A 24247-nucleotide genomic window follows, 5' to 3' on the forward strand; every position below is an offset into this window, starting at 1 on the left:
ATCCAATCGCCAGCAACCTGGCTGATCGCAGAATCGCGAGCACCATCACTTCGCGCTTCCTCGCGCGAAGCCACTCGGCGAACTATGGAGTTGAATGGCCTGTGTCGCGCGATCTCGTCCGCCATCACAAATCGGACAAAGGCCGGTCGCGATTTGGAACAGTTGCAGATTCTGATGACCGTGGCACATTCGGCTGCGTTCGCGGAAGGAATTGGACCTGACCATCGATGAAGCCGCAGTGTGCGGTGATGGGCGTATGCGCTCGACGGTTCGCCAGAGGCGATAGACAAATCACTTGTCAGGTTGAATAAGTCGAGCGCAGCGGCGGGCATGGTTGCTTGTATAGGGGTAGCGGACACAGACGACTTTCGAATGCGAACACTCTTACTGCGGAGGTTCTCCGTTGCATTGATGATCAATTAGGTATTCTTGGACGGAGACGTGGATCGTAATCACCGGTTCGGCGTTGAGGGGCGCAGCCTAGCCTACGGAAAGTCCAAAATGACTCGCATCGCAACCTTCAACGTGAACGGCGTCAACGGCCGCCTGCCCGTGCTGCTCAAGTGGCTGGGTGAAACCGAGTACGACATCGTCTGCCTTCAGGAGCTCAAGACGTCTGACGAGAAGTTTCCTGCCGACGCGATCAAGGGAGCCGGTTATGGCGCGATCTGGCACGGCCAGAAATCTTACAACGGGGTAGCTATTCTCGCTCGGGGGGCGGAACCGCTAGAACGTCGACGCGGGCTGCCGGGGGACCTGGACGACACGCACAGCCGCTACATCGAGGCCGAGGTTAATGGGCTTGTTGTGGGTTGCCTCTACCTGCCCAACGGCAACCCGGCGCCAGGCCCGAAATTCGACTACAAGCTCCGGTGGTTCGATCGGCTGATCAGCTACGGCCAGCAGTTGCTCGGAGACGGCGCCATGAGCATTCTCTGCGGCGACTATAACGTCGTTCCGACCGAAATTGACGCCGTCGTGCCCCGACGATGGCTAGGAGACGCAGTGTACTTCCCGGAAAGCCGGCGGGCCTACGCCGAAATGCTTGCGAATGGTTGGACAGACGCCGTCCGACGTATCCATCCGGACAAGGGCATCTACACCTACTGGAACTTCTCATACAGGGGCGGCTACGATCGAAGCTCCGGCCTCCGAATGGACCATCTGCTGGTGTGCCCTTCTCTTTCGGACAAACTCCGTAATGCCGGCGTGGACGTCGAGTTGCGCGGGTGGGAGAAGCCTAGCGACCATGCGCCAGCTTGGATCGAAGTCGATTGACCGCGGCTAAGTCAATCACGCAGCTCCGGAACCGAGCCAATCTCTCCACCAGCGATGGGGCCGTCGCTGGCGCCAAATTCGGGCGTATTAATTCAATCACCCTCTGGGCAGCCAACTTGTAAGGAGGCGTGGCACCGGGGCGACCGGATGCTCATGCGACTTCAGCCGGCTTCAGCTTGGCAAAGGTCGCGTCAGTGCTTCAAAATCTGGCTCAGAAACATGTTGGTCCTGGCATGCTGGGGCCCGAAGAAGCTGTCCGGCAAGCTCCGGCCCTGGTGCACTGGTGTCGTTCAGTCTCGCCGCCTGTTGGAGACCACGCCTATCTCAGCGCATCCCGGCTGAGTGCGGAGGATAGTTGGAAGCCGTCCTCCAGCACAACGCTGCAGGACGGCTTTACATCAGTAGTTGCCGTTGTAGTAGCGGTCGTCACAAGGCGCGGTGTAGATGCGGCCGTAGCGGTCCTGGTAGCGGCAGAGCTGTTCCCCGCGGCGCTGCGGGGTGGTGGCAGAGCCGACGACGGCACCGAGCAGCGCGCCGCTAGCCGCGCCGATGACCGTGCTCTTGGTGTTGCCGCCGATCGCCTGGCCGACGAGCGCGCCGCCGGCGCCGCCGAGGAGCGCACCGGTGGTGGCCCGCTGTTGGCCCTCAGTCTGCGACTGGCAGCCAGCGAGCGCGGCGGCCAGAAGCACGGCGGCAATGGCTTTTTGACAGGTCATGTGAAGTCTCCCTTAACGTCTGAAATCCCTATCGATCGTCACGTGCGGTTCCATTGCGGCGGAACGGCGGCACGCACGCTCACGATATGAGACATGGTTTCTCGGTGGTTGAACCAATCGCTCGGCACTGATGAGTAACTGCGCAGAAGCGGCCCATTCGACACAAACTGTTTGGGAAACCATAACGAAACGACAGGCCCATGTCGGTATGCTTTCGCTTCCGCAACGTAGTGCACAACCAAGCGATGGTCACGAACCCCGGCATTTCAAAGGCATCGGCATCGAGGCCAAGGATCCGGGCTGCGCAATATCTGCGAATGTCGACCGACACTCAGACCTATTCCATCCACAACCAGCGAGACGCCATCGGCGAATATGCCGACATCATGGGTTACGACATCGTCGCGACGTACGAGGACCCTGGTCGCAGCGGACTCAACATCGAAGGGCGACCCGGTCTGCAACGGCTGTTGATGGATGTGGAAAGCGGGCAAGCCGATTTCGAGACCGTGGTGGTCTATGATGTAAGCCGCTGGGGGCGCTTTCAGAATATTGATGAGAGCGCTTCGTACGAATATCGATGCCAGCGGGCCGGCGTACGGATAGAATTTTGCGCTGAGCAGTTCGCGAACGATGGCACCATCGGTTCAGACGTGCTGAAGGCCATCAAGCGCAGCATGGCGGCCGAGTTGAGCCGCATGCTTTCGATAAAGGTCTTTCTCGGCCAAAGGCGCGTGGTGAAAATGGGTTTCTGCGGGGGCGGCCTCGCGGGGTACGGTCTCAGGCGCCTCCTGGTGGATGAGGCAGGCGAGCCTAAATTCATCCTCAAACGCAGACAGTACAAAGGCCTGGCATCCGACCGGGTTGTGCTGGTGCCAGGTCCACCGGAAGAGATTGCCGTCGTGCGCTGGATATTCAGCCAGTTTGTGAAGGGCAAATCCCGGATCGAAATCGTGCGCGCGCTCAACAAGCGGGGTGTTCTTACGGAGATGGGCCGGACATGGACGAGCAATACGGTGCATACGGTCCTGAACAACGAACGCTACATCGGCAACATCGTATGGAACAGAAAATCCGAGAAGCTTCATGGCAAGAGGGCGAGAAATCCCGCGTCTGCATGGGTGCGCGCGGAAAAGTCTTGCGAGCCCATCCTCGACCGCAAGGTGTTTCTGCGCGCGAGGGCCGTCGCGGATGCCCGCGCGCCCCTCAGCAACGAGCGGATGTTGGCAGATCTTTCCAAGCTGCTGGCTGAGCGAGGAAGGTTGTCGGAACATATTATCAATGCGGCACCAGGTTGTGTGAGCGTCAGCACCTACCAGGTGCGTTTCGGAAGCCTCTACGCGGTTTACAAACTGGTCGGATTTGAACCCCCGAACAATGGGTGGTTCGACATCAACGACCAGCTTCATCGACGCCGTCGGAAAATCATTGAAGACCTTGTGGCATCGATTGGCCTGGCCGGCGGACTGGCGCGCTATGACCCAGAGACCAAACTCGTCAGCGTCAATGACGAATTCACCGTTGCGGTCTGGATCGCGCGCTGTCATCCCGAGCGTTTCGGCTGTCCTCATTGGGCATACTCGCAGGAGCGCCTTCCCGAGGCCGACATTTCTGTGCTGATCAGAATGAACCCGGACAATGTTTCGGTCCGAGACTACCTGATCGGTCCGACGTATCAGGTGCAACGCCGCACAACTATGCTGACGGCAAACAACCACGCCGGCATTGACGCGTTTCTGTTCCAGTCGATGGACCCCTTGGTCGAGCTGGCGCGGCGGGTTCGTCTGGAGGGACCAGCATTGTCATGACTCAGACCGTGAAGATCAGCCGTCACACCGTCGATCTGATCAGTGATTTGCAGGGGCCGCAGAAGCTCTATTCATACCAGTTGCGTGCCACCTACGACTGTCAATGCGAAAGAATGCGGCTCTTCATCCGAGAGGCAAACGCGTCGCAGGCAGGGCTGGAGACGATAGCCGCGCACTTTGGAAAACTGACGACTGTAAATGCGTTTCGGGCGCTGATGGAAGCGGAACGCCTTGGATCCCTTCCAATGCGGCTTGCGGAAAGAATCCGAGGCAATCGCGCTCCCATTGGTGACGAGAAACCGACCTCGGTTATCAACCGACAGCAGGTTGCGGGGATTTGCCTTGAGGCTCTCGAATTGTTGGAAGACGGCCCCGTGCCAGCGGGCATTTTTTGCCTGCTACGGAAAGTCGTGCCAAGCCGGCAGATAGAAATTACACGACTGATGATCGGGCTGGACAGAGTGAGGCTCCACTGGGCAAGAGTGTTGGTCGCTCTGACGCCGCAAACGCAGCTCGCCGCGCCTTCGGTCTCGCGAATGCAGTTCGCCGGTATCGATGCCAGCGACATTGCAGCGATGGAAATCGAATTGGCCGCCCTAAGCCTGGATTTCTTGAACGCCGCGGAGCACCTTGGTCCGTGGGGCCTCGAACTTGTAGCAGCGCGCGGCTATCTCAACCGCCTGATGGATAACGCGCCCGTTGTTCGGTATCTTGCGCGGAATTTTCCCGCGACCCTGTCTGAATTCCAGAAGATGATAGACCCCGCCAGCCCGAGCTTAGCCACGACGTTGACGCGGTGGCGTTGACAGCGTTCCGGGCCGACGCCGATCTGGCCACTTTCCCAGCATGGGTGTTACGTCGTTTTCGCCAATTGCCGAGGTACCCATGATTGGGATCAGTGACGGCTCTGCCGTCTTGCCCTTGCGTGTTTTCAGCGCCGCGATTTCATCATCTCGTCGCGCAATACGGCTCTCAAGATTGGCTATGCGTTCGGTAAGGAAATAGCGGCCGACGATGAATCCTCCGCCTCCAAAAAGGACAGCGAAAGTAAGGAAGGGCAGAGGATTGGCGATCACCAGAGCCCCATTGGTCTGGAAGAAGTCGATCAAGTCGTGCATTGCCAGCTCCCTTCAATTTCTTGGAAGTTTGTGGATTTCCAGCCGAACTGGGCCACCCCTCTCGCAACTCGTGCAAAACAGCGCCCATTCGACGGTGCTGAATAGCGCACCCTTTCCATACCGCCGGATCACCCGGCCGGCATGATGCGAGCATTCTGTGTCGACGCCGCATTGCCGCATGGCAGGCAGCCATGCTGACGGTGAAATCCGTGACCGGCTGATGGTTTCGAGAAGCGTCTTTTCCCCGTCGGAACTCATAACGGCGGCGCCCCGGGCCAGCCGCGGGAAAAGCCGTTCGACACAGCCGCACGCGAAAGAGCGGCTCGTGCTCGAGTTCGGCGTCTCTTGCGAGGGCCTTCAACAAGGCAACCACAGCGTCGCCGCCGGCCGCCTCTATTGCCTGCTGAGCAGCTTCTTCCAACTTGGAGATAGCTTCGCCGCTCGGCGCGTTATGGCGTTTTCCCATTGCCCTTCCTGCTCACATGCACGTCAGAAATAAGGAACATATTCCTCTGTCGTCAAGCGCGGACTTGACTCAGTGTTCTCTTTTCGTTCACTATTGCTGAAATAGGCACAGGAGAATGTCATGGATCTGATCTTGTGAGTTCCGGGCGCTTCGCCCGACGAAATAGCACGCGGGATTGCCGCAGCAGAGGGGGGCCTTGGAGCGCGCCGGTTTCACAGCCGAGGAAGCGGCAGATGGCGCCTTTGCACTCGAAGGCTGGGACAATCAACGGTTTTCCTGAGGGTGGGTTGGATGATCAAGCCGGCGCCGCCGCACAAGCGTGGGGCGAGGCCCATACCGCTGCCCCGGAGGCATGCTGTGTTGGCTGGCCGAAGAACGCAAGCCTGTCGACGTAGACCTGGAGCTGCTGGTCGATCCGGAGACGCAGCTTGTCGACCGGGTCACGGCGTTGGCGACGCTTCGAGAGGATCTTGAGCAAGACGGCAAAGATACGCATAGAGGAAGGGATCCCATCTTGGCGTGGCGCGTCGCAGCCGATGTCGAAGATCGGTTCAGAATGCGAGACCTCATCGGCGTCCTGACTGTCGCCTTCATCACACTTTCGCTCTCTCATTTCCGCCCTGATGAACCAATCGAGCCTAAGCGCCAAGCTGTGAGAAACGCGATAGACGCACTTGAGGCGGCAACGGAGAAACCGACGTCGCATTAATGGTTAAGCGTGGCCGCAGCATCGATGTGGCCGCGATCGGATGCAGGGCCAGACCAGCGCGAGCGCCAAACGCCCGTCTGCCACGAACGAGGGTCCAGCAGAATTCTAGGTATGATGCGGAAGCTATTGCCCCGCCCTTCGAAAAAACGTTCGATCTATCTGCGTGCTGACGATCGCACTTTCGGCTCCTGCCTTTGCCTTTGACAGATAATTCCTCTAAAATATGGATCAAAAGATAAGGGGTGCTAAGAGGTAAGGCTTGTGACGGAGGCTGACGCTGAGCTCAAAGCAATCGCCGATACGTGGCGTAATCTTGGTGCCTCTGACTATGAGTACTTTGAACGGTACGAGAAGCCTGAGTTGCTGGCTTGGTTTTGGGCGCCGGACAGCCGTTTTCGCAAAGTGTTTGAGCAATATCTGGATCTAGACGACGTGCTAGACGTAGCAAGCGGTGCCGGCCGCCATTCGGCGCAGATCGTGGGCCGCTGCAGGCGGCTGACATTGATCGACACTTCAGTCGACGCCACTGAATTAGCTAGGAAACGATTTTCAAGCGCATCTCATGTGACCGTGATCCTTTCGCCGGACGGAAAGAGCCTTCCTTTTGAAAAGGACCGTTTTTCCTCCGTTTTCAGCTACGACTCGATGGTTCATTTCGAACCGCTGACGGTAGCGTCCTATATCTTGGAAGTCGCCTCGGTCTTGAAGCCTGGAGGGCGAGCTATCCTTCATCATTCGAACTACTCGGAAAACCCGACCGGAACGTTCAAGGAAAATCCAGATTGGCGGAACTTTATGCCAAGGGGATTTGTCGAGCATGTTTGCGCACGTGCCGGGCTGACCATCATCGAACAGCAGGCGTTCCCATGGAACGGGAATAGCAAAACCGACGCCCTCACCGTGATGGAAAAGGTTAAAACGCGAGGATGATGCTTGCGAACCAGGGGCAGCGTCAGCGTTGACGGCGAAAGCTCTGCGCCTTCTACATAGCCGCCATCGGCTTCTGATGATCATCGGAGCACAGGCGCACCTCGAGTGGGCCGGAGCGTTTGCCTAACCCGCCAAATCTGACGCGCGCTCCTCGAGCGTATACATGATCGCTTCATAAACGCTTGCGATCTCTTGATCGATCTCTTGGTCCGTCATGCCTTGGCCCTCGGCAGCCCGTACGGCGTCGGCCGCTATGGTGGTCACGACAAGGGCGGGGTCTTCAATTCGCGGCGGCAGATGGTCGAGAATCCATCTGCGTAGAAAGTCGGCGGCGCGCTTGCTCATATTGTGTCCTGCTTCAACCCGGGGCAAAATCCGCGAGCTCCTCGACTGCTTCCTGGATCCCGTGGGCTGCTGCGCGCTCAAGCCAAAGGCGGCCGGCCATTGGGTTGCGCTCTCCGGCAAGACCTCTGGAGAGATACCGGCCCAGAATGAATTGGGCCTGTCCGTGCCCACGTTCGGCGGCGGCGGCAAACCATTTCTGCGCCGCCACCTGATCGATGTGCAGGCCCTCCCCGGAACTGTGCAGCACTCCCAAGGCAAACATTGCCCCAGCATGACCGTCGGCGGCGGCCCGTTCGAACAGCTTCACGGCGGTCTCCGGCAAGCACTTGCCGCCGCCCCCGTTGAGCAGCATCTCTGCAAGTGCCACTTGGGCGTCCAGCACGCCACCTTCGGCTGCCTCGGCAAACCAAGCGCGAGCGTGATGCGCGTCAGCCACCACGCCACGCCCATCCCGGAGCATGCGCGCATACATGTATTGAGCCTCGGCCACGCCTTCGGCCGCCCGTCTTAGCCACCGCGCAGCCTGACCGTCGTCCTGGCATACACCGAGTCCCTTGGTGAAACAGAGCCCTAGATTGAACGCAGCGGTCAGGTCGCCCGACAATGCAGCTGCCTCGAACCATCGGGCTACACTTGCGGTATCTGCCGGCTCGCCAGCCCCTCGAAGCACGAGGTTGGCCAGGTCTACTTGTGCTGCCTGGTTCCCGCTGGCCGCTGCAGTGCGCAGCCAGCGTGTCCCCTCTTTCTCATCCCTAACAACACCGTTTCCCGTCAAATACAGGGATGCCAGTGCGCGCGCGGCGGCCTGGTGGCCCGCCTCGGCGGCCCGTCGATACCATGTTGCGGCTTCCGCAAAATCCGGTGGCCGGCTCTTGGCGTTCCGATCACCCAGGAAGTGGGCTGCCTCGACGTTGCCGGCCAGCGCGGCGCGCCGCATCCACGCCTCCCCGGCCACGGGATCCGCGTCGACGAGGCTCCCGTCGATCAGCGCCAGCCCTAACCGGAATTGGGCCGAGGCAAGGCCTTTCTCCGCGGCTTGCTGATAAAGCCGCGCGGCCGCTGCAAGATCACTCGTAACTCCGAACCCATGTTCGGTGAGGACCGCGAGAAGATAGGTTGCGGTCGGCAGGTCGGCATCTGCCGCGCGCCGTACCTCGTCGGCAATCCTGCTCCGTTGTTCCAGGCTGCCGCGGCGGGCCAGCGAGAGGGCAAGGCCGAGACTTCCTTCGGCGCAGCCAGCTGCGGCCGACCTTTCATACCAGCGCTGCGCAGCATCCGCATCCCGCATCGGCTCGGGGCCGCTGGCCAGAATGTAACCGAGGATCGCCTGTCCCGTTGCCGAGCCTGCCTCGGCCGCCTTCGTGGCAAAACCGAGCGCAGCAGCGAAGTCAGGTTCGCCAGAGTAATCTTGTTCGAAAAGACTCACGCTGGCATCGCGACTGTCAGCATCCGCGGCCACCAGCCCGGCCAGATAGAGGGCAGCCAGAAGCGCCTGCGCGTCAGCACTCCCGTGGTTCGCTGCCCGCAGCAGCCAACGCCTACCTTCCGCCCGGCTCGCCGGCACGCCTGAGCCCTCTAGATAGCAACGGGCGACCCGATACTCGGCATCGACGAGACCCGCGCGTGCCGCGACCGCCAAGTGCTGAAAGGCTTCTGCCGGCTTGTCGCTGAGCTGGATTGCCCGGCGCAACGCAACTGCGGGGAAGGCGCGATCAGTCAGCCGATTCAGGATTGCCATCGATGCGACCCCTCCGTGGTCCAACCAACCGCCCTACGGTTCCCGCATGGCTTCCTGGCCGATCGGGAGCATCACGCCAAGAATGTATTTGAGCACAGTGCGCCGACCGACTTTCACATCTGCCGTGACCGGCATGCCGGGGCTGACCACGAACCCGGTGGGCACGTCGTGCAACGCGACCTGATCGATGGAAATCCGCGTACGATAGAACGGCTCAGCATCAGAAGGCAGCATGGCCCGAGAGCTGTTCTGATCGCGCACTTGGTCTCGTGCCGAGAAGGAATCAGGGCTGAGCGCACGTACGGAGCCGTGGGCGAGGCCGTATTGCGAATAGGGAAAGGTGTCGAACTTGATGACCACTGGGTCGCCGACATGAACGAAGCCGCTGCTCCGGCCGATGATGTTTGTCTCGATCTCGAGAGGCGCGTTGACCGGCACCAGAGTGATCAAGCGCTCACCAGACTGCAGAACCGCCCCAACCGAAACCTTCGCCACCGACTGGACGATAGCGTCGGCTTCGCTCCGCAGTTCGACCAACTGCTTGCGCAGCTTCGCCTTGTTGAGGAGTTCGCGGGCGTCGGACAATCGCGAGTTCGCCTCCGACAGGCTCTGTGAGACTTCCGCTCGCCAACTCTGAATGTATCCGTTGCGGTCGGCGGCCGTCCCCCCCTGCTGGCGTTTGGCGGCTTCTGTTGTCTGCTCGGCATTGCTGAGTGAGCGGGACATTTCAGCCCAGTTGTCCTCGGCGAGGAGCGTATTGAGGCGACTACCCACCTGTCTTGCTTCCAGCTGTTTTCGCATCTGTTCGATCGAGGCCGCGACCTTGAGCCGCTGGCGGTAGCCTTCCGCATCAGATTGTGATCGCGAGATCACGGAACTGAGTTCGTCAAGCTGTCGGTCAAAACTATCGAGCTTGGAGTCATAGACTGCCTTACGGCGCTCGAAGATGGACGCCTGCAGGGTCCAGCTTGGATCGAGACCGTCATAGTTGAAGGCTTGCCCGTCGGCCTCTGCCTTCAACCTAGCCACTTCGGCCTCAAGCGTCGAGACTTGGATTGCCAACGACTGGAGGTCGGCTGAGGCAAACGTAGCGTCGAGGCGGGCAAGCAATTGACCGGCTCGCACATGCTGTCCTTCGCGCACGTCGATCGAGCGCACGATCGCCGTCTCCAGTGGCTGCACAATGATGTTCGGCGATTGTGAGACCACTAGCCCTCTGGTCGTCACCACCTGGTCGACGGGAATCAACCCTGCCAAGCCAATCAAGGCGATTACCAAACTCGAAATAACCCAGACGATGCCCCGCGCCATCCTCGGAATTGGCGCATTGGCGATCGCCGTGGAAGGCCACTGGAATTCGAGGATGGCCGGTGTGGTCGGATCGTTCGTTTTGGTCCGCTGCCGGCGGGGGGGCGGATGGCGACCGAGGTGCTGCTGCTCATGGCTTGCTATCCCATTCCACCTTTTCGCGCGCCGCCAAGCGCGTTGGCGCCGCTATGGATCGCCAATTTGCCGGCGATCCTCACGCTCAATCGATCGCAGCGTGACATCGTCAATCCAGCCGCGACGGTACGGCCACCGGGCGGCCGGCGCGGCCGTCGAGGTGCCGGTTCTGCTGCAACCACAGTTGCCTGTAGAGGGGGCATCGCTCGAGCAGGGTCGCGTGCGGTGCCACGTCGAGCACCTCACCTTGCTCCATTACCAGGATCTGGTCACACTCTGTGAGAGAGGAGAGCCGGTGCGAAACGATGATCATCGTGCGCCCGCTGGCGATGCGCATCAGGTTGTTACTGACGACCGCTTCGCTCTCCGGGTCGAGTGCGCTGGTCGCTTCGTCGAGGATGAGGATGGTCGGATTGTGGATGAGGGCGCGCGCGATCGCCAGCCGCTGCTTTTGACCGCCCGACAGATTGGGCGATCCTTCCTCGATGTAGGTGTCGTAGCCATTGGGCATTCGTTCGATAAATTCTTCGGCGCCGGCCAGATGTGCGGCACGCATGGCGTCGGAAAGCGTCAGGCCTGCGCGCCCGGCAATGATGTTGTCGCGAATCGATCCGCGGAACAGGAAATTGTCCTGGAGCACCACACCGAGCCCCTGGCGCAGATGGCGCAGGTTGAATTCCTTGAGGTCGACACCATCCAGCTTGAGGAATCCGCTATAGTCTCGGTTGATCCCCTGTAGGAGGCGCGCGATCGTGGATTTTCCCGACCCGCTGCGCCCGACGATGCCGAACATGGACCCTGCCGGAATGTTGAAGCTGACCCGGTCGAGTGCGGGCGTCTTCGTACCGATATAGCTGAAGGTCAGATCGCTGAACGTGATCTCGCCGACGAGCCTTGGTCTCAGGCCGAGGGAATTCGAACTGCTCTCCAGCGGCCGGTTCAGAACAGACGCCGCCTCGCCGATCGCTGCCCCGACCTCCTCGTAGTCTTCGATCAGTCGTGCCAGCCCCACGAGGGGTTGTGCGACGCGCTGGGAGATCATCATGAAGGCGAACAGGCCACCTACCATATATCCCGAACTGTCGTTCATCGCGAGATAGGCGCCGATCAGCATAGTGCCAAGCACCATGGCACGTTCGATCGGCGTAACCAGGGTCTGCGGCCAGCTGGCGAACTGGCCGAAGGCCAGGCGCGCCCTTCCCGACTCCGCCACCTGCTCGTCCCAAAGCGCCTTGCGTTGCGGCTCAAGACCAAGTGCCTTCACGGTCTTTATCCCGACAACAGTTTCGCCGAGAGCCGCCGCTTTCCATGTCTCGGCTTCGATCACCCGCTGGTACCTCCGGCGCAGCGGCTTGAGGAAGGCGAGAATGATCACCACGATCGCGCCGGCGCAGGCGATCACGATCCAGGCGAGCTTGGCGTTGATGTAGAACATCACCGGTATCAGCACGCACAGCGTAATCAGGTCGAGCAATGTGCTGAGCAGTTTGCCGGTCAGGAACTCGCGGATGCGATAGACCTGGGCGAGACGGTACATCGTCTCGCCGGCTGGATGACGCTCGAAATAGTCCAGCGGCAGGCGCAGGAGCCGACTGAAAACGTGCAGCTGCAGTTTGGTGTCCAAACGCGCGCCGACGACGTTGATGATCAATCGCCGCGCGTGACCTAGGAGTGTCTCGTAGGCGAAGACGACGGCGATTATGGCCGATAAGAGCAACAGCGTGGAGACACTGTTGAACTGCAGCACCTTGTTGACGACCGTCATGACGATGAGCGGCGGCAGGATGGTAAGCACGCTGAGCGTGAACGAGGCGATAGCGACGTCCCGGAGGGGTCGGCTTTCAAGCCGCACCAGTTCGACGAGCCAGCCGAGAGCGAAAGGCGCATCCGCCGCAACATAGGATCGCGCCTGTCGCAGCAGCACCGCCTCGCCCGTCCACACCTGCGACAGGCGCAACTCGTCGATCGCGGTGGGTTGACCATCATCAGACGCGTCCGCGCTTTTGAGGAAGACTAGGTCGCGCTCCGCACTCGCCCCGATCAGGAGCCCCGCGCCACCATCGTTGAACAACAGAACGACGGGTCCCGTGTCCTGAAAGCGCAAGAGGTGAGACCAGCGAACGCGGACGGCGCGAGACCACATACCACCGTTGCGCGCCCATTCGGACAGATCAGTGGAGGTTGGAAACGGGCTTGCAGTTGCCGCCCTGAATTCCTTCGGGTCGAGTTCGACACCATGATAGCGGGCGACCGCGAGCATCGCCTTGAGGCGCGGCCCGACCTGGTCAAACGCGGCGGGGCCACCCGGAGTCCGTCCTACTACGCTCTCGCCGGCCTTGCCGGTCGCGTCAGCTTCGGTGTCGGTGCGGATCTGGACCGGCCGGGTTTCGGCGTTCAAAGGGATGCTTACCATGGACTTCCCTTCCGGCACGCAGGCCAAAGTTCAGTCGTGCCCAGGGCAGACCGTACCTTGCCCATTCGGAAACGGTGAACGCGCAGGCTTTGCTCTCTCGCAAAGCCCGCGCGACCATTTCTTACCCTTGGACCGGTCTCTTTTGTGGTCTGTCCGGTCACCATTCCTGCTCACTCATGCGGCTTCAGAATATCCTTCAGAGCCTTCTTCACTGTGTCGTCGGTGTTGGCGTAGCCGGCACCTTGCTTGGTCTTGTCCGAAATCAGGTCGTTACTCGCACCCAACGGCTTGTTCTGGTTCTGACCAAATCCCCTGATCGTGTTGAGGACATTCAGGAGGTCGGTCGTCACGGAGCTGGCTGCCAGGCCGACAAGCTGGCGGAACGACGCATGGCTGACGGCACTACTGTCGGTAGAGTTGGATTGCAGGAACTGCGTCGAGTCCTTCAGTCCGAGCGTATTGGCCGAGATGGTGGCTTTGTGGCCAGGGCCGTTTTCGGCATTGTTATGGTTCCCGGAATTACCAGGTGCATCCTGATCGCCATTGCCAAAGCCGTTATTGCCATGGTGGTGGTCACCAGTCTCACCGCCCGGGCCGGTCGCTCCGGTCGCACCCGTCGAACCGGCTGAGCCAGTCGCTCCGGTTGCTCCAGTCGAGCCGGTTGCACCAGTCGAACCTGTCGAGCCGGTTGCACCAGTCGAACCTGTCGAGCCAGTCGCACCAGTCGAGCCGGTGGCTCCAGTCGAGCCCGTCGCGCCAGTTGCTCCGGTCGAGCCCGTTGCACCAGTCGAGCCGGTTGCACCAGTCGAACCGGTCGAGCCAGTTGCTCCGGTCGAGCCGGTTGCACCAGTCGAACCTGTCGAGCCAGTCGCACCTGTCGAGCCCGTTGCACCAGTCGAGCCGGTTGCACCGGTCGAACCAGTCGCGCCGGTCGAGCCTGTTGCCCCGGTCGAGCCTGTGGCTCCCGTCGAGCCGGTCGCACCGGTTGCTCCGGTCGAGCCCGTTGCACCGGTCGAGCCAGTCGCGCCAGTCGAGCCGGTTGCACCGGTCGAACCAGTCGCGCCGGTCGAGCCTGTTGCCCCGGTCGAGCCTGTGGCTCCCGTCGAGCCGGTCGCACCGGTTGCTCCGGTCGAGCCCGTTGCACCGGTCGAGCCAGTCGCGCCAGTCGAGCCGGTTGCACCGGTCGAACCAGTCGCGCCGGTCGAGCCTGTTGCCCCGGTCGAGCCTGTGGCTCCCGTCGAGCCGGTCGCACCGGTTGCTCCGGTCGAGCCCGTTGCTCCAGTCGAGCCGGTGGCTCCGGTCGCACCTGTCGAGCCAGTTGCTCCGGTCGAGCCGGTTGCACCAGTCGAACCTGTCGCTCCAGTCGAGCCGGTTGCACCAGTCGAACCGGTTGCACCAGTCGAACCAGTCGCTCCAGTCGAGCCGGTTGCTCCGGTCGAGCCGGTTGCTCCGGTCGAGCCGGTTGCACCAGTCGAACCGGTCGAGCCAGTTGCTCCGGTCGAGCCCGTTGCACCGGTCGAGCCAGTCGCGCCGGTCGAGCCCGTTGCTCCGGTCGAGCCCGTTGCACCAGTCGAACCGGTCGAGCCAGTTGCTCCGGTCGAGCCCGTTGCACCGGTCGAGCCAGTCGCGCCGGTCGAGCCCGTTGCTCCGGTCGAGCCCGTTGCACCAGTCGAGCCGGTTGCACCAGTCGAACCGGTCGAGCCAGTTGCACCTGTCGAGCCAGTCGAGCCGGTGGCTCCGGTCGAGCCGGTCGCACCGGTTGCTCCAGTCGAGCCGGTTGCACCGGTCGAGCCAGTCGCGCCGGTCGAGCCGGTGGCTCCGGTCGAGCCTGTCGCACCGGTTGCTCCGGTCGCTCCGGTCGAACCAGTCGCGCCGTTGCCCGGTCGAGCCTGTGGATCCGGTCGAGCCGGTCGCACCGGTGCACCAGTCGCACCGGTTGCTCCGGTCGAGCCCGTTGCACCGGTCGAGCCAGTCGCGCCTGTTGCCCGGTCGAGCCGGTGGCTCCGGTCGAGCCCAGTGCTCCGGTCGAGCCGTCGCACCGTCTCCGGTCGAGCCAGTCGCCGTTGTCCCGGTCGAGCCGGTGCTCCGGTCGAGCCAGTCGCACCAGTGCTCCGGTCGAGCCGTCGCACCGGTTGCTCCGGTCGAGCCGTTGCACCAGTTGCTCCGGTCGAGCCGGTGGCTCCGGTCGAGCCTGTCGCACCGGTTGGCCGTGCCCGGTCGAGCCGTGCAGCCGTCGTCGAGCCGTTGCCCGTCGAGCCTGTTGCCCGGTCGAGCCGGCCGTCGAGTCCGGTCACCTGTTCCGGCTCCAGTCGAGCCTGTTGCGCCGGTCGAGCCGGTGGCACCTGTCGAGCCAGTCGCACCTGTCGAGCCAGTTGCTCCGGTCGAGCCAGTTGCACCGGTATCACCTGTTGCTCCAGTCGAGCCTGTTGCTCCAGTCGAGCCAGTTGCTCCTGTGGAGCCGGTCGCTCCGGTCGAGCCGGTTGCTCCAGTCGAGCCCGTTGCACCAGTCGAACCTGTCGCTCCAGTCGAACCGGTCGAGCCAGTTGCACCTGTCGAGCCAGTCGAGCCGGTATCACCCGTTGCTCCGGTCGAGCCGGTTGCACCAGTCGAACCTGTCGCTCCGGTCGAACCGGTCGAGCCAGTTGCACCTGTCGAGCCAGTCGAGCCGGTATCACCCGTTGCTCCGGTCGAGCCGGTTGCACCAGTCGAACCTGTCGCTCCGGTAGAGCCTGTCGTTCCGGTCGAGCCGGTGGCACCGGTCGAGCCGGTCGCACCAGTTGCGCCGGTAGAGCCGGTCGCACCAGTCGAACCTGTCGCTCCGGTCGAGCCGGTCGAGCCTGTCGCACCGGTCGAACCTGTCGCTCCGGTCGAGCCAGTCGAGCCTGTCGCACCGGTCGAGCCGGTGGCACCGGTCGAGCCAGTCGCACCAGTCGCGCCCGTCCCACCTGAAGCTCCCGTGGCACCCGTGGCGCCCGTTGCACCGGTCCCGCCAGAAGCACCTGTCGAGCCAGTCGCACCCGAAGCGCCTGTCGCACCAGTAGCGCCCGTCGCACCTGTGGCTCCTGTCGCGCCCGTTGCTCCTGTCGCGCCGGTCGCGCCGGTCGCGCCTGTTGGGCCTGTCGGGCCTGGAGTGCCGGCACTTGCTACGTTTATGTTGCCCCCATCAAAATGATCGCCATTGTTGCTGGATCCGCCAACGGCATTGATGGGCGTGGTCGTGAAACTGAAACCAGGTTGGTCGCCTGCCATCACGGGGTCAATGTCTGCGACAGCAGTTAGCGTACCGTACAAGCGAAAGCCTGAATCGTAGACAAGATAAGTATGAGTTATATCTGGAACAGTAACAGTTATGGAAAAATGTGATGCAACGTCCGGAGTAGCCGGAAGAACAAAACTTCCTACTATGAGATCGTCAGATGCCGCAGGAGTGTTCTTCGTATCTACTAGGTAAAACGTGTTTATGCTTTTTCCCGAGCCATCTATTAATCCAGTCAGCGTCAAATCACCTGCGGTAAAAACTCCTCCATAATACACCATCCCATCCTGGGTCAGGGGCGGCAGGGGTTTGTTCGCGTGTTCCGACATCTCCCAAGAGCCACCTAGCTCGGCTGCTCCAACCAGCGATCTCGATGCGCGGACGTCCGCGCCGACGGCTTGTTCCAGCGCCGTAACGAAGGTCTCGCCAGCATTCCCTAAAGCCGTCTCGCAGCTCCACAGTCGCAGTTCGCCGTCCGCGGCAAGCGCCCTGCCGATTGCGGCAAGATCCTCAGCATCTTCCTTCAGTGTGCTGGCCGACCATTCTCCGCTTGTGAAGCAAACGCGGCCAGGCGCGCCATGCGCCATAACATGGATCGCATCGAGCCCTTCGTGCTCTGCGAGCGCCGCAGCGATCTGCTGCGCCGCCGGCGAGCGGTCGTCGAGCACAATCGCTTGAACTTCGGGGCGCACGTTGCCGACCACCGTCTGCAGGTCGGAGACCGAGGTATCGACAAAAAGAATTTCAGAGGCACGGGCCATGACTGGCTCCCTTGGCTTCGAACTCAGTTCAAACGGAAACCGCCCACCGGCCTCGCCGGCGACGGCTCGGGATAAGCGACTTGAGGGGCCTCATCTTCCGGACGGCCCGATGGCGCCGTCGGGATGTTCGACAGCGGGGCTCTCTACCCGGAGGAAGCTGCAGGCCTGGAAATTCCCGCCATCATCAAACGTGCCAATCGCAAATGAACCGGCCGCGGCCGGAACCTTGACGGTGACAGCGACGGCGAGGCTTCGCTTGACGGCCTTGGGAAGAATGACCTGACCGACGACGGCGCTCTTGGCCGTGTCAAGGATAAAATAAGCCACATTTTCGGGCGTGTCGCCGATGGGCAAAACGCCTCTAACAGCAACTTCCATGACGGCAAACCCTGCTATGTAGCTCATCATTTCCTCCTCGGTCGGCGGCGGCAACGCCGCTGTGTGTCTTGTTTCGTGCCTAGGCTTCTATCGCTGCCGAGCGCCCGCGCTCGCTAAGGGCGGTCGCAGCTTCTGCCGCTGCTCGAGCTGCGTGCCAGATCCGTAAACCGACGGGCGCCGCACGAGCGACCAGACGCGCGCACAAGGCTTGACGACCTCTTCGTGCCGTCCGATCGAACGCCGTCCACTTGTCTTCACTGAGGTGGGTGTGGAACTCGCTGCGCGCCGCGGTCCAAAGGGCGCCAAGCAACACTCATCAAGCGCCACGCAATCTTTGCTGGCGGCCAGGTGCAGATAGTTGAGGGATTGATTGAAGCAGAAACCTGCGTCGCGTACGCATAGTTTCGCACTTGGTATCACACCAACCACAGCCAACTCCCAACACACGAGGGAATCGACTACTTGCGAGGGACCATCCGGTTGGGAAAACGCGGGCCTAATTCAAGTCCCTACGACGTCTTCCTTGCACGCCAAACACTTTCTGCGCCCTCACGCACGAAGTGGGATTGCTCCAGATACTCTCCTGGCTTCGCAGACAGCGCGAACCGACAGGCCTACTGCCGGTCCACGGAGACCCTCCCATACATAAGATATTAGTAAAATATAAAATTAGCAGTTTGTAAATAACCTGTTTGCAATTTATTAAACGCCCAACCATGACTTACTACCTTTGGCAAACATCGAGATGGCGGGCATTACGCCGAAATCCACCGAAAAATCCGGGACTTAAGATACGCCACCTTCGGCAGCGACGAACCCTTGATATCGCGGCGGGGGTGTCTGCGTAGCGATCGAGCCTACAGGGCAATTCGCAAAGCCGCGATCAAGGTGACCGCGAGACGCTTGCTGCGGCGGGAGGTGCTGGCTAACAATGGACCACGCTGAGGTAGCATCCAGATGGCCGAGGCAGGGATGATGTGTATCGGATCGCTGTCCCCGATGGCACCATGGCACAAATGTAACCGCTTCAGCCCGCAGCCATGGGGGTCGATAGTCAGCATATGAGCGGTAAGCGCCTCTGCCTCAACATGATCGTCAAGAACGAGATGGCGAACCTTCAACGCTGTCTCGGGGCGGTTGTCGACCACATCGACTGTTGGGTCATCGGCGACACCGGCTCGAACGACGGAACCCAGGATTTCATCAAGGCGTTCTTTGCCGTCCACAACCTGCCTGGCGAATTGCATGAGTTCCCGTTCCACAATTTCGAGCAGGCGCGCAACGCCGCGCTCGATCACGCCTATGCCTCGCCGCTCGCCTATGACTATCTGCTGTTCGACGATGCCGACATGGAGCTGATGGTCGAGGATACAGGCTTCCTAGATGGGCTCGACGGCCCGGGTTACCGGCTGCTCCAGCGCTCGGATTCCGGCCTCGCCTATTGGAATACACGTCTTGCCAGGCGCGACGCCGGTGCACGCTATCATGGCGTGACCCACGAATATCTCGACGTGCCTGGTGGCGTGCGGGAACTGTGGGGCGCCTGGTACAAGGACCACGCCAGCGGGTCGAACCGAGCGGACAAGTTCGAGCGTGATGCCAGGCTTCTGCTGGAGGCCCTTGATAAGAATCCGGAAAATCAGCGCTACTGGTTCTACCTGGCACAGTCCTACCGCGACGCTGGGCGAACGGCGGAGGCGGCGGTGGCCTACGCCAAGCGTGCCGCGATGGGCGGTTGGGACGAGGAGGCGTGGAACGCCCGCCTGCAGGAGGCGCGCTGCTTGCGCAAACTCGGCGATGAGGCCGGTTTTGTTCAACAGGCGCTTGCCGCCTTCAATCAACGGCCGCAACGCGCCGAGCCACTTTATGACCTGGCCCGGTTTTACCGAGAGAAGGGGATGAACGACGCCAGCGTGTTGTTCTCCGAAGCGGGGCTGGCGATCAAGCGGCCGGAGGAAGACATCCTGTTCCTTGAGGATTTCGTCTACACGACAGGCTTGCGCGAAGAGTATGCGATCGCGGCGAATTATGCGCGCGACCCGGTGCGCAAGGATCGCGGTTTCGCGACGTGCAACTGGTTAGCGCTGGACCGTAGCGTCGGCGATGGACCCAGGGAGTTGGCGCGATCCAACCTGCTCTTTTATCTGCAGCCCGCCAAGACAACGATGCCGTCGTTCAGCGCGCGCCCTATCGGCTTCACCCCCCCGACGGCCACCGGCCAAGCAGTCCGTCAGTAACGCGATTGGGTGCCCGGATCGTCCTGGTTCAGCCGACCATTAACTGCACGCTGAAGGAAGATGGCCGGCCTGACACGCCCGAAGAGGCGCCGAGCCAAACGCGCAATTTCCTCGTTCACCTGGATGCCGATCTCGTCGTTCAGTCAGCCACGGAGATACTGGCGCCCGCCGACCTGGCAGAAGCCGCCGACAGAGCAGAACCAGGCTTCGACGCCATTCGCGTGTTTGCTTGGCGCGAACAACTGTGGACTGTCGCATGCTCGCGCGCGTTGACGGCAGATAGCTGGTGCGAACCCGTTATTGCGCGTATCGACGATCGCCGACCTGGGCCATACCAAATGACCGATTGGCGTGTGCTCCACCCCCTGGGTACGAAGCTGCTCGACACCAGCTGGATGCCCCTCGTCAAGCCGGCTGGCATCGATGCCGATAGTGAGCAGCTGCAGTTCTTTTGTGCGGGCGACCCCGTCCGCATTGTCGACGATCAAGGGCAAACGGTCTCGGAGGCCGCGTCTGCTCTGTGTAGCGAACAATTCAGGGGGCCACGCAGGCGATTGTATTCGACGGCGGGTGGCTGGCACTCGTTCATGAGGTGCGCACGCGGCCGAACGAAGTTCGGCCAATCTACCAGCATCGCTTCGTCTGGTTCGACGACGCAGCTCGCCTGGGGAAGGTCAGCCGACCCTTCTTCTTTAACGACAAGGGGAGCGAATTTGCAGCCGGCCTCACATGGCACCCGAATGAGGAACAGCTGCTGATTTCCTATGGCGTCGGAGACAGCGAGTCGTGGATTGGCCTTGTTGATGCATCGGAGGTACGCCTACTGCTACAGGCCACAGGCAACTTGTTACCGGGCGAGGCTTACTGGAACTCACTGGCCATGCATTCGGCGGCCGGCGCCAACGAACGACCCGCTGTGCGGAAGAAGCTGGAAACGGACCATCAGCCTGTGAGGCGCGAGAATGGCAATCCAGGCCCGCCTGACGGCGGCCTTTCTCAACCGGCAAGCAGCGGTGCCTCGAGCGAAGCGAAAGGAACTGAAGAAATTCTTCTCGAGCTGGCGCCGTTCCTTCGTTTGGCGGATTCGCCGCAAGAGCGATGCGCGCTATCGCGAGCCTTCGATGCCCGCATCGCGTCTCACTTGCGCACAGGGGATGCCGCGTTGCCGCAGATCCACTGCTTCTACGAGGTGCTGTCCGACAATGCAGAGCATCGAACGTTGATTGCCGCCACCACATCGATGCGCGCGGCCGGCCATCCCGTGAGGGTCTGGACCTATTCGCCGAACAAGCTTGAATTCCTGGTCCCGCTCGGCGTGGAGGTCCGAACTGCGGACGACGTGATGCCGCGCGCCTTGTTCGATCGAATTGTTGCCGGCTCCGAGATCAGGTATTTCAGCGACGCCTTTAGGTACGCTGTGCTTTACGAGCATGGCGGATTGTGGATGGACTGCGACGTGGTCATGCTGAGACCATTCCCGTTCCGTGGCAGTTATTTTTTCAATCTGCAATGGCGCGGCGGGCACCAAGGTCACTTCATCTGTGGCAACGTGATCTATGCTGAAGCTTATAGCCACCACCTAAGAGTGCTCTACGAAATGTCGATCGAGCGGTTCTTCGGTGACACCGGAAAGGGATTCGGCGAGATCGGTCCGAGGTTGCTGTCCGATTACGTTGCGTCGGATGCAGGCGCCGAATTGCGCGAATGGGTGTTTGGGCCGATGCTCTTTAATCCGATTGATTGGACCGAGATAAGCGAGTTCGACAAGCCGCTTTCCCAGTTGGCCGACTATCTTAATGATGAGCGCGTCTTTGGAATCCATCTTTGGACGGCACGCAACGAAGCTCGCTCGGACGGTGAAGGAGCCCCGCTTAACGCACTGCTGATCGACCCCCTGCACAGTTTCCCCTCGCTCACGAACCTCGCTGACCGTTTCAATACCGACAAGAACCGGCATACCGGCAATCGTCATGCCTATGCCAGGGTCTACGATCGCCTGCTGTCAGGCCGGCGGTTTTCCTTGCGGAGGCTTATGGAGATCGGTCTGTGTCGCGTGTTGGCGGACGACCAAACCGAGACCCCATCAGTCTCGCTTTGGCAGAGCTTTTTTCCCTTCTGCCAAGTGTTCGGCGTCGACTCGACGGATTTTTCCGAGTTCAACAACGAAAGGTTCAAATCGTTCATCTGCGACCAGTCCAAGCTGGACGATCTACACAGGGTCGCCACGAAACTCGAACCAGGCTCGCTCGACGTGATCATCGACGACGGCAGCCATGCTTCGTTCGACGAACAACTCACGCTTCGCGAGTTCTTCCCGCTGCTCGCCGAGGGCGGCTGGTATTTCATCGAAGACCTCGACTGGCAGCCGCCGGACGAGGAGACCGGCAAGATTGCACTCACGAAGAACCTGCTGCGCGAGATTCAGCGGCACGGCAGTGCCCGCTCGGCCGATCCGTTGGGAGTGAGTGCGCTTGCCGGTCAAATCGCCGAGATCCTGTTCTTCGACAGCCACTATGAGCTGAACCGGGCAAATCTGCTCGGCGGCTTGGTCGCGATCCGCAAGCGCGGAGGGATTGGCCTTGTGCGTTGAGCCCCACAGGTCATTCCGGGCGGGCTCGGTCCGCGTTGATGCGCGCAGAATAGACGCCCGATATGCCTGATCGCGGAGCGCTTCGTTGAAAGTTGCGGTCTACACCATCGCATTGAATGAGGCCGGGAACGCCGAACGTTGGGCCAACTCGGCCGTCGATGCGGACTACCGGATAGTGGCCGATACGGGCAGCACCGATGACACGGTAGGACGGCTGACCGCGGCCGGCGTCACTGTGCACCCGATAGCGATCCGTCCGTGGCGCTTTGACGACGCCCGCAACGCCGCCATGGCTCTTATCCCTGCCGACGTCGATGTGTGTTGCACCATGGACATGGACCGGTTTCTCGAACCGGGCTGGCGCCCGAAGTTGGAGGCGGCCTGGAACGCCGAAACGACAGCCCTCTACTGCCAGACGATCTATAGATCCAGTGTTGATGATCCGGCACCGTTGCGAAGTTGGCCGGCGAAGAATTTTCACCATCGCTGGGGCTATCGATTCAAGCGACCAGTCCATGAGGCCCTCGTCTTCACCGGAGAAAGGGAAGTGACGGCGACCAGCACCGACATCGTCATGTTCGAGGTGCAAGACCTCACCAAGCCAACAAGGAGCACTTACCTGCCGCTGATGGAGATTGCACATAAGGAAGATCCAGCGGACGCACAGATCTGCTTCTGGCTCGGGCGGGACCTGATGTGGGCCAACCAGCACGATCGAGCCGTCCAGTTGCTTGAGAACTACCTTGCCTTACCGACAAGCACGTGGGGCGAAGAACGGGCTGAGGCCATGCGTTATATCGCGCGCATGCGCCCGAAACAGAGCTTGTCCTGGCTGGACAAGGCGCGGATGGAAGCGCCGCACCGCCGTGAGATCTGGGCCGATCTGGCAGAAGAGTTCCACGGCAAAGCGGACTGGTTGAATCTGTTTTGGGCTTGCACCAACGGCATCGAGAAGACGCACCGCACCGGAAGCTATCTGGACGATCCGAACTGCTGGGGATTTCGGCTGTTTGACCTGGGCGCCATCGCATCATGGCACCTGAATGCGATGGACCATGCCGTCGAGTGGGGCAGGAAAGCGCTTGAGCTTGATCCAACCAATGAGCGTCTTTCGAACAATCTGAATTTCTTCATTCGGCTGCGGGAAGAGGACCGGGCATGAGACGTCAAATCACCGCTCGGCGAAGACGCCGCGGCTAGGCTGAGCGCAAGCTCCTCACGTGTTTATCCGCACCGATTCTTCGGGCCGTTCGTCACTTATCGCGAGCGGCGGCAAGCACACATACGCCTTGAGTGACGGCATCACCCCGTTCATCAGACAATCAATTCCTGCATTGTTTAGCCTCAGTCCAAAACCGGCAAAATCTACGATCATTGGTCGTATCGGAAGACACCAATCCAACAGTGCACGCGCGCCGCGAGGCGAGATGGAATAGCAGACTGTCCCCAGCAGATAATGCGCGCGGAGCAGAGCGGGTTCGATTTTCGCCTCTTGGAAATCCGCAACATGCGTCATGACGTCGCCAGAAAAAAACTCCAACCTAGCACCAGTTCCGCCCGGAAGGGCATTCAACCAGGCGTAGCATCGCAGGCTTGCGCTCCACAGGATAAAATCCCAATCGGCTCCGACCTTTGACAAGAGCGCCTTGGTATGTCGTTCGAATTGATGCGAGATGATCGCGTCGTCTTCGGCAACCGTTATCACTTTATGGCGTGCGACTGCTTCTCTCCACAGCGTCACGTGCGAAATAGCGCAGCCCAAACTGCCGGCTGCATAATCTAGATTCGGAGCGATGACCTTGTCCCTGACCAGCCGATCGCGATCAACTGACTTACCGTCAATCCCGGAGAACCTCCGAGTGTTGCAAAGATGCGAGTTTAACTTACGAAATATATCTAGGCGCCCGATACTGCGATCGAGATTGATGACATGAATTTCATCTATCATGCTTTTGGACCTGTTTTGAAATCGACGGTTCGCTCAGTCGTACCCTTCCATCGCCTGAGGCAGTTCGCAGCAAGGCCGCCATTTGAAGACAGTTTCAAGTCTAGCCGGTTTGG

Annotated in this window: 20 protein-coding genes and 2 pseudogenes; 11 read left to right on the forward strand and 11 right to left on the reverse strand. The window is 60.8% G+C overall.

Features of this window, described 5'->3' with window-relative positions; translation table 11 throughout:
- Positions 1-501: 501 nt before the first annotated feature.
- On the forward strand, positions 502-1278 hold the full coding sequence (xth, locus tag EJ077_RS21090) for an exodeoxyribonuclease III (RefSeq protein WP_208695956.1): 777 nt from the start codon (positions 502-504) through the stop codon (positions 1276-1278).
- A 398-nt stretch (positions 1279-1676) separates the two neighbouring features.
- Here the strand turns inward: xth and EJ077_RS21095 are convergent, their stop codons facing one another.
- Positions 1677-1994, reverse strand: a complete 318-nt coding sequence (locus EJ077_RS21095) for a YMGG-like glycine zipper-containing protein (protein ID WP_208695958.1) — start codon at positions 1992-1994, stop codon at positions 1677-1679.
- Between the two features lie 317 nt (positions 1995-2311).
- Between EJ077_RS21095 and EJ077_RS21100 the strand changes: the two genes are divergently transcribed.
- Positions 2312-3802 (forward strand): recombinase family protein, encoded by a 1491-nt coding sequence (locus EJ077_RS21100; RefSeq protein WP_208695960.1) that lies wholly within the window; start codon positions 2312-2314, stop codon positions 3800-3802.
- The gene (locus EJ077_RS21105) at positions 3799-4608 is read left to right on the forward strand and encodes a plasmid partitioning protein RepB C-terminal domain-containing protein (RefSeq protein ID WP_208695962.1); all 810 of its coding nucleotides are present in this window, start codon (positions 3799-3801) and stop codon (positions 4606-4608) included. The genes EJ077_RS21100 and EJ077_RS21105 overlap by 4 nt, the downstream gene beginning before the upstream one ends.
- On the opposite strand, the gene EJ077_RS21110 is transcribed toward EJ077_RS21105, so the two are convergent.
- The gene (locus EJ077_RS21110) at positions 4579-4920 is read right to left on the reverse strand and encodes a hypothetical protein (RefSeq protein WP_208695964.1); all 342 of its coding nucleotides are present in this window, start codon (positions 4918-4920) and stop codon (positions 4579-4581) included. The two genes, EJ077_RS21105 and EJ077_RS21110, sit on opposite strands and share 30 nt — an antisense overlap.
- An 818-nt stretch (positions 4921-5738) precedes the next feature.
- Here EJ077_RS21110 and EJ077_RS31620 point away from each other — a divergent pair.
- Positions 5739-6095 carry a hypothetical protein gene (locus tag EJ077_RS31620; RefSeq protein WP_210212124.1) on the forward strand — a complete coding sequence of 119 codons (357 nt, stop codon included), beginning with the start codon at positions 5739-5741 and terminating at the stop codon, positions 6093-6095.
- A 261-nt stretch (positions 6096-6356) separates the two neighbouring features.
- Positions 6357-7025 carry a class I SAM-dependent methyltransferase gene (locus tag EJ077_RS21120; protein ID WP_208695969.1) on the forward strand — a complete coding sequence of 223 codons (669 nt, stop codon included), beginning with the start codon at positions 6357-6359 and terminating at the stop codon, positions 7023-7025.
- A gap of 123 nt (positions 7026-7148) precedes the next feature.
- Here the strand turns inward: EJ077_RS21120 and EJ077_RS21125 are convergent, their stop codons facing one another.
- The 5 genes from EJ077_RS21125 to EJ077_RS32615 all read right to left on the reverse strand — a co-directional run bounded on the left by EJ077_RS21125 (position 7149) and on the right by EJ077_RS32615 (position 13314).
- Positions 7149-7370, reverse strand: a complete 222-nt coding sequence (locus tag EJ077_RS21125; RefSeq protein ID WP_208695971.1) for a DUF768 domain-containing protein — start codon at positions 7368-7370, stop codon at positions 7149-7151.
- Between the two features lie 13 nt (positions 7371-7383).
- Positions 7384-9108 carry a tetratricopeptide repeat protein gene (locus tag EJ077_RS21130; protein WP_208695973.1) on the reverse strand — a complete coding sequence of 575 codons (1725 nt, stop codon included), beginning with the start codon at positions 9106-9108 and terminating at the stop codon, positions 7384-7386.
- A gap of 33 nt (positions 9109-9141) precedes the next feature.
- Complete coding sequence (locus EJ077_RS21135; protein WP_245458483.1) at positions 9142-10419, reverse strand: HlyD family type I secretion periplasmic adaptor subunit; 1278 nt, start codon at positions 10417-10419, stop codon at positions 9142-9144.
- 241 nt (positions 10420-10660) lie between these two features.
- Complete coding sequence (locus tag EJ077_RS21140; protein WP_245458484.1) at positions 10661-12949, reverse strand: peptidase domain-containing ABC transporter; 2289 nt, start codon at positions 12947-12949, stop codon at positions 10661-10663.
- 185 nt (positions 12950-13134) lie between these two features.
- A complete protein-coding gene (locus EJ077_RS32615; protein WP_208695977.1) occupies positions 13135-13314 on the reverse strand; it encodes a hypothetical protein in 180 nt (59 codons plus the stop codon).
- A gap of 382 nt (positions 13315-13696) precedes the next feature.
- Between EJ077_RS32615 and EJ077_RS32860 the strand changes: the two are divergent.
- Positions 13697-14557: pseudogene (locus tag EJ077_RS32860) on the forward strand (DUF4573 domain-containing protein); the annotation flags it as partial.
- A gap of 859 nt (positions 14558-15416) precedes the next feature.
- Positions 15417-16136 carry a DUF4573 domain-containing protein gene (locus tag EJ077_RS32865; RefSeq protein WP_416859555.1) on the forward strand — a complete coding sequence of 240 codons (720 nt, stop codon included), beginning with the start codon at positions 15417-15419 and terminating at the stop codon, positions 16134-16136.
- A gap of 461 nt (positions 16137-16597) precedes the next feature.
- Here EJ077_RS32865 and EJ077_RS32265 read toward each other — a convergent pair.
- Positions 16598-16924 (reverse strand): annotated as a pseudogene (locus EJ077_RS32265) (DUF4347 domain-containing protein); the annotation flags it as partial.
- Here EJ077_RS32265 and EJ077_RS21155 point away from each other — a divergent pair.
- Complete coding sequence (locus EJ077_RS21155; protein ID WP_208695980.1) at positions 16811-17056, forward strand: hypothetical protein; 246 nt, start codon at positions 16811-16813, stop codon at positions 17054-17056. The pseudogene EJ077_RS32265 and the gene EJ077_RS21155 overlap by 114 nt on opposite strands.
- Positions 17057-17071: 15 nt before the next feature.
- On the opposite strand, the gene EJ077_RS21160 is transcribed toward EJ077_RS21155, so the two are convergent.
- On the reverse strand, positions 17072-17386 hold the full coding sequence (locus EJ077_RS21160) for a hypothetical protein (RefSeq protein ID WP_127280955.1): 315 nt from the start codon (positions 17384-17386) through the stop codon (positions 17072-17074).
- A 1034-nt stretch (positions 17387-18420) separates the two neighbouring features.
- Here EJ077_RS21160 and EJ077_RS21165 point away from each other — a divergent pair.
- Positions 18421-19596, forward strand: coding sequence for a glycosyltransferase (locus tag EJ077_RS21165; RefSeq protein WP_208695982.1), 1176 nt, complete (start codon positions 18421-18423; stop codon positions 19594-19596).
- A 143-nt stretch (positions 19597-19739) separates the two neighbouring features.
- On the opposite strand, the gene EJ077_RS21170 is transcribed toward EJ077_RS21165, so the two are convergent.
- Positions 19740-20084 (reverse strand): hypothetical protein, encoded by a 345-nt coding sequence (locus tag EJ077_RS21170; protein WP_208695984.1) that lies wholly within the window; start codon positions 20082-20084, stop codon positions 19740-19742.
- Between the two features lie 104 nt (positions 20085-20188).
- Between EJ077_RS21170 and EJ077_RS21175 the strand changes: the two genes are divergently transcribed.
- A complete protein-coding gene (locus EJ077_RS21175; RefSeq protein WP_210212126.1) occupies positions 20189-22186 on the forward strand; it encodes a glycosyltransferase in 1998 nt (665 codons plus the stop codon).
- Between the two features lie 85 nt (positions 22187-22271).
- Positions 22272-23348: a glycosyltransferase gene (locus EJ077_RS21180; RefSeq protein ID WP_208695986.1), complete on the forward strand. Its 1077-nt coding sequence runs from the start codon at positions 22272-22274 to the stop codon at positions 23346-23348.
- A 54-nt stretch (positions 23349-23402) separates the two neighbouring features.
- Here the strand turns inward: EJ077_RS21180 and EJ077_RS21185 are convergent, their stop codons facing one another.
- Positions 23403-24134, reverse strand: a complete 732-nt coding sequence (locus tag EJ077_RS21185; RefSeq protein WP_189343601.1) for a glycosyltransferase family 25 protein — start codon at positions 24132-24134, stop codon at positions 23403-23405.
- Positions 24135-24247 lie beyond the last annotated feature (113 nt).

It is taken from the genome of Mesorhizobium sp. M8A.F.Ca.ET.057.01.1.1 (assembly GCF_003952565.1).
Lineage (GTDB): Bacteria > Pseudomonadota > Alphaproteobacteria > Rhizobiales > Rhizobiaceae > Mesorhizobium.

What these genes read in the sequence shown, in the direction of transcription:
- xth (WP_208695956.1), top strand. Translation starts at nt 502, where the DNA reads ATGACTCGCATCGCAACCTTCAACGTGAACGGCGTCAACGGCCGCCTG.
- EJ077_RS21095 (WP_208695958.1), bottom strand. Translation starts at nt 1,994, where the DNA reads ATGACCTGTCAAAAAGCCATTGCCGCCGTGCTTCTGGCCGCCGCGCTC.
- EJ077_RS21100 (WP_208695960.1), top strand. Translation starts at nt 2,312, where the DNA reads ATGTCGACCGACACTCAGACCTATTCCATCCACAACCAGCGAGACGCC.
- EJ077_RS21105 (WP_208695962.1), top strand. Translation starts at nt 3,799, where the DNA reads ATGACTCAGACCGTGAAGATCAGCCGTCACACCGTCGATCTGATCAGT.
- EJ077_RS21110 (WP_208695964.1), bottom strand. Translation starts at nt 4,920, where the DNA reads ATGCACGACTTGATCGACTTCTTCCAGACCAATGGGGCTCTGGTGATC.
- EJ077_RS31620 (WP_210212124.1), top strand. Translation starts at nt 5,739, where the DNA reads ATGCTGTGTTGGCTGGCCGAAGAACGCAAGCCTGTCGACGTAGACCTG.
- EJ077_RS21125 (WP_208695971.1), bottom strand. Translation starts at nt 7,370, where the DNA reads ATGAGCAAGCGCGCCGCCGACTTTCTACGCAGATGGATTCTCGACCAT.
- EJ077_RS21130 (WP_208695973.1), bottom strand. Translation starts at nt 9,108, where the DNA reads ATGGCAATCCTGAATCGGCTGACTGATCGCGCCTTCCCCGCAGTTGCG.
- EJ077_RS21135 (WP_245458483.1), bottom strand. Translation starts at nt 10,419, where the DNA reads ATGGCGCGGGGCATCGTCTGGGTTATTTCGAGTTTGGTAATCGCCTTG.
- EJ077_RS21155 (WP_208695980.1), top strand. Translation starts at nt 16,811, where the DNA reads ATGGATCGCATCGAGCCCTTCGTGCTCTGCGAGCGCCGCAGCGATCTG.
- EJ077_RS21160 (WP_127280955.1), bottom strand. Translation starts at nt 17,386, where the DNA reads ATGAGCTACATAGCAGGGTTTGCCGTCATGGAAGTTGCTGTTAGAGGC.
- EJ077_RS21165 (WP_208695982.1), top strand. Translation starts at nt 18,421, where the DNA reads ATGAGCGGTAAGCGCCTCTGCCTCAACATGATCGTCAAGAACGAGATG.
- EJ077_RS21185 (WP_189343601.1), bottom strand. Translation starts at nt 24,134, where the DNA reads ATGATAGATGAAATTCATGTCATCAATCTCGATCGCAGTATCGGGCGC.